The sequence below is a fragment of the Phenylobacterium sp. genome, assembly GCF_036402295.1.
Classification (GTDB): Bacteria; Pseudomonadota; Alphaproteobacteria; order Caulobacterales; family Caulobacteraceae; genus Phenylobacterium.
This window is the reverse complement of record NZ_DASWTE010000210.1, coordinates 1-4,360: the sequence shown is the minus strand read 5'-3', so window position 1 is coordinate 4,360 and position 4,360 is coordinate 1. Positions and strand designations below refer to the sequence as shown.

Genomic DNA, 4,360 nt, shown 5'->3' with positions numbered 1-4,360 from the left:
ATGGACGGTGTCACCGCCACCCGCGAAATCCGCAGCTTCGAGGCGCGGGAGGATCGCCGGCGTACGCCGATCATTGCCGTGACCGCCAACGCCATGAGCCACCAGGTGGCCGAGTACATCGAAGCCGGCATGGACGACGTGGCGCCCAAGCCCATCGACGCCGCCAAGCTGTTCGAGGCGATCGAACGCGCGGTCGAGGCGTGCGCTCGGCGGCCCGAGGTCGCGGCGGCGTAGCTCCCCTCTCGTTCGGTCAGCTTGACGGCGCCTCTGCCGCGCCGCACAACGCGCGCCGAATTTTCGAACACCTGTTCAAGAGGGACTCCTGATGGCGGACATCCGCTTCGACGGCAAAGTGGCGATCGTGACGGGCGCGGGCGGGGGCCTGGGCCGGCAGCACGCGCTGGAGCTCGCCCGGCGCGGCGCCAAGGTGGTGGTCAACGACCTGGGCGGCTCGATGGACGGCTCGGGCGGCGGCTCGGACGCGGCCAACAAGGTGGTCGACGAGATCAAGGCGCTGGGCGGCGAGGCGATCGCCAACGGCTCGTCGGTGACCGACGACGCGGGGGTGGCGCGGATGGTCAAGGACGCCATGGACGCCTGGGGCCGCATCGACATCCTGATCGCGAACGCCGGCATCCTGCGCGACAAGACCTTCGCCAAGATGGAGTTCGGCGACTTCCAGGTCGTGGTCGACGTCCACCTGTTCGGCACCGTGAAGCCGGTGAAGGCCGTCTGGGAGATCATGCGCAACCAGAACTACGGCCGTATCGTCGTGACGACCTCGTCGTCGGGCCTCTACGGCAACTTCGGGCAGTCGAACTACGGCGCGGCCAAGCTGGGCCTGATCGGCTTCATGAACACGCTGAAGCTCGAGGGCCAGAAGAACAACGTCCACGTCAACGCCATCAGCCCGGTGGCCGCCACGCGGATGACCGAGAACCTGGGCATGCCGCCGGAGGTGCTGGAGCAGCTGAAGCCCGAGCTGGTGACGCCGGGTGTCGTGTTCCTCTGCTCGGAAGAGGCGCCGACGGGGCACATCCTGACGGCGGGCGCCGGTGCGTTCGCGCTCTCCCGCATCGTCGAGACGGAGGGCGTCTACCTGGGCGCCGGCGCGACGGTCGAGGGCGTGCGCGACGCCTGGGCCAAGATCACCGACGAGGCTGGCCAGAGGGCCTACCTGAACGGCGGCGAGCAGACCGCGAAGTTCTTCCGCAAGATGCAAGGCGGCTGACCGGCCCCGCTTCGACATCGACGCCAATCTGGTGGAGGCCGTGCATCCGTGCATGGCCTCCTTGCAGTTTTGTAATCGGAATCCGCTTGCGCCGGTCTTGGTGAACGCGCGTAACCTACGCGCTCCGGTTGGCGAGCGGCGTGTCGGAGGATCCCAGTGTCAGATCAAAAGGCGGCTCCCCCGGGCCACCTCTCACTTCCCGGCGTCCTGGCGTTCGCCTCGGTCAGCATCCCCATCGCCGCCCTGCAGCTGGCCATCTCGGTCCACCTTCCCCGCTACTTCGCCTCCTCGATCGGGCTCGAGCTCGCCGTCGTCGGCGCCGCCTTCGGCCTGGTCCGACTGATCGACATTCCCATCGACGCCGGCATCGGCGTGGCCATGGACCGGACCCGCACGGCGTTCGGCCGCTACCGCGTCTGGATGCTGCTGGGCGCGCCGGTGCTGATGGCCGGCTTCTACATGCTGCTGGCGGCCCCCGAGGGCGTGGGCCTCGGCTACCTCGTGGGCTGGCTGCTGGTGATGTACCTGGGCTACTCGGGCGTCTACCTGGGGCACCTGGCCTGGGGCGCGCGGCTCGCGCCCACCTACCAGCAGCGCTCCCGCATCTTCGGCGCGATTACCGGCCTGGGCGTCATCGGCGCCATGGCGGTGCTGCTGATCCCCGTGGTGATGGGCCAGCAGGGCTACGACGAGGCGCAGGGCGTCCGGGCGATGATCTGGTTCATCATCGGGGCCACGCCGGTGACCGTCCTGATCGTGCTGACCTCAACCCGAGAGACCATCGCCAAGGACCACTCGGCGTCGTTCAGGGCGCGCGACTACCTCACCCTCATCGCCCGCGGGAACGTGCTGCGCCTCCTTGCCGCCGACTTCTTCGTGACGCTGGGACCTGGCTGGATGGCGGCCCTCTACCTCTTCTACTTCCGCGACAGCCGCGGCTTCTCGATCGCCGAAGCCAACGTGCTGCTGATGATCTACATCGCGGCCGGCTTCGCGGGCGCGCCGTTCACGGCCTGGCTGGCGAACCGGATCAGCAAGCACCGCGCGCTGATGTTCAACACCACCCTCTACTCCATCGGCCTTATGATCCTGCCGTTCCTGCCGGCCGGGAACTTCATGGTCTTCGCACCGCTGATGTTCGTCGTGGGCGCCATGGCCGCTGGCTTCACCGTGATGATCCGCGCGCTGGCCGGCGACATCGCCGACGAGCTGCGGCTCGACAGCGGGCGCGAGTGGATGGGCCTCGTCTACGCGGTCACCAACGCCACCACGAAGCTCGCCCAGGCGGGCGCGGTGCTGTTCACCTTCAACTTCGCCCTCACCGCGGTGGGCTACCAGGCCAAGATGGGCGCGGTGAACACGCCCGAGGCGATCCGCGGCCTGGAGCTGGCCTACATCGTCGGGCCCATCGTCTTCGTGATGATCGCAGGCGGCTGCTTCCTGGGCTACCGGCTCTCGCCCGAGCGCCACGCCGAGATCCGCCACAAGCTGGCCGAGCGCGACGCCATCGCCGAGGGCAGCGTGCTGGAGGCCCTGGCGGGCGACCCCGAATTCCCGGCCGTGAGGTCGCCAAGCTGACGAGAAGCTGACGCGCCGAGGGGCCCGCCCAGAGGCCCCGGCGCAAGGGAGGATGGATGACGACGGCCGGACGCGACGGGCGCCTACCCCTTGGCCTCGCCCTGGCTTTCGCCGCCACCAGCCTGCCGCTGCAGGCCTTGGCCATCGCGGTCGCGGTGCATCTTCCGGCCTACTTCGCGGCGAGCATCGGCGTGGAGCTGGCGGTCGTGGGCGCCGCCTTCGGCCTGGCGCGGATGATCGACGTGCCGATCGAGCCGGCGCTGGGCCTGGCGATGGACCGCACGCGCACCCGGTGGGGGCGCTACCGCTTCTGGACCCTCCTGGGCGCCCCGTTCCTCATGGCAGGCCTCTTCCTGTTGCTGCAGGCCGACCGTTCGATCGGGACCGCGGGCCTCGTCGGATTCCTGCTGATCATGTACCTGGGCTCGTCCATGCTGCTCTTGTCGCACTCGGCCTGGGCCTCGACGCTGGCCAGGTCCTACGACGACCGGGCGCGGCTGTTCGGCGTGATGGTGGCCGTGGGCGTCACCGGCGCTGTCAGCGTGTTGCTGTTCCCGATCGTGATGGACCGGATGGGCTACAGCGAGCCCGAAGCCGTACGGGCCATGATCTGGTACCTGATCGCCCTTACGCCGATCGCCGTACTTCTGGTGGTCTGGCGGACGCCCGAGACGGTCATGCGCGATGCGCCCGGCGTCCGGTTCCGCCTGCGCGACTACGGCGAGCTCGTCTTCGACCGCAACATGTCCCGGGTGATCGTCGCCGACCTGGCGCTCGGCATGGGGCCGGGTTGGATGGCGGCGCTCTACCTCTTCTATTCCCGCGACTTCATGGGCCTCACGTCGAGCCAGGCGAACATCCTGCTGCTCATCTACATCGTCTCCGGCATCGTCGGCGCCCCGAGCCTGGCGTGGCTGGCGACGCGGATCGGCAAGCATCGCGCGGTGATCGCCGCCGCATTGGTCTATTCGCTGCTCCTCGTCACCCTGCCGTTCCTGCCCAAGGGCAACCTGCTGGCGATGGCGCCGACCATGTTCTTCACGGGCTTCATGGCGACCAGCTTCAACGTGCTGACCCGCGCCATGACCGCCGACGTCGCCGACGAGATGCGCTTGCGGCAGGGCAAGGAGAGGGGCGGCGTGCTCTACGCGCTGACCACGCTGACCAACAAGATCGCGGCCGGGGTTGGCATCTCGCTGACGTTCTGGGTGCTGGGCCAGACCGGATACGACCCCAAGGCGGGCGCGGCCAACACCCCCGAGGCCGTGCAGTCGCTGATGCTGGTGTTCCTGGCCGGACCCATCGTGTTCGTGTCGCTCGGCGCGTTCACCCTGCTGGGCTACGGCCTGACGCCCGAGCGCGCCGCCGAGGTGCGCCGCCAGCTCGACGCGCGCGAGGCGCTCGCTGGCTCCGCCGGCGCCCTCGAGGGCCTGACCGGCGAAGAGATGACCGCGCCCGGACCCGCCCGATGACCGCTCCCGCCGCTGACGCCCCGCTGTCGCTCGGCCGCACCCTCGCCTTCTCGGCGACCAGCCTGCCGATCGCCGCCGT

At 69.3% G+C, this 4,360-nt stretch carries 4 protein-coding genes; all 4 read left to right on the top strand.

Going from position 1 to position 4,360, the window contains the following annotated elements:
• Window positions 1–234, top strand: a 234-nt coding sequence (locus tag VGD44_RS13115; RefSeq protein WP_331087703.1) for a response regulator, incomplete at its 5' end; no start/stop codon positions are given.
• Window positions 235–325: 91 nt separating this feature from the next.
• A complete protein-coding gene (locus VGD44_RS13110; RefSeq protein ID WP_331087701.1) occupies window positions 326–1,231 on the top strand; it encodes an SDR family NAD(P)-dependent oxidoreductase in 906 nt (301 codons plus the stop codon).
• Between the two features lie 156 nt (window positions 1,232–1,387).
• Window positions 1,388–2,809 (top strand): MFS transporter, encoded by a 1,422-nt coding sequence (locus VGD44_RS13105; RefSeq protein WP_331087698.1) that lies wholly within the window; start codon window positions 1,388–1,390, stop codon window positions 2,807–2,809.
• Between the two features lie 56 nt (window positions 2,810–2,865).
• Window positions 2,866–4,281, top strand: a complete 1,416-nt coding sequence (locus VGD44_RS13100) for an MFS transporter (RefSeq protein WP_331087696.1) — start codon at window positions 2,866–2,868, stop codon at window positions 4,279–4,281.
• The last annotated feature ends 79 nt before the right edge of the window (window positions 4,282–4,360 follow it).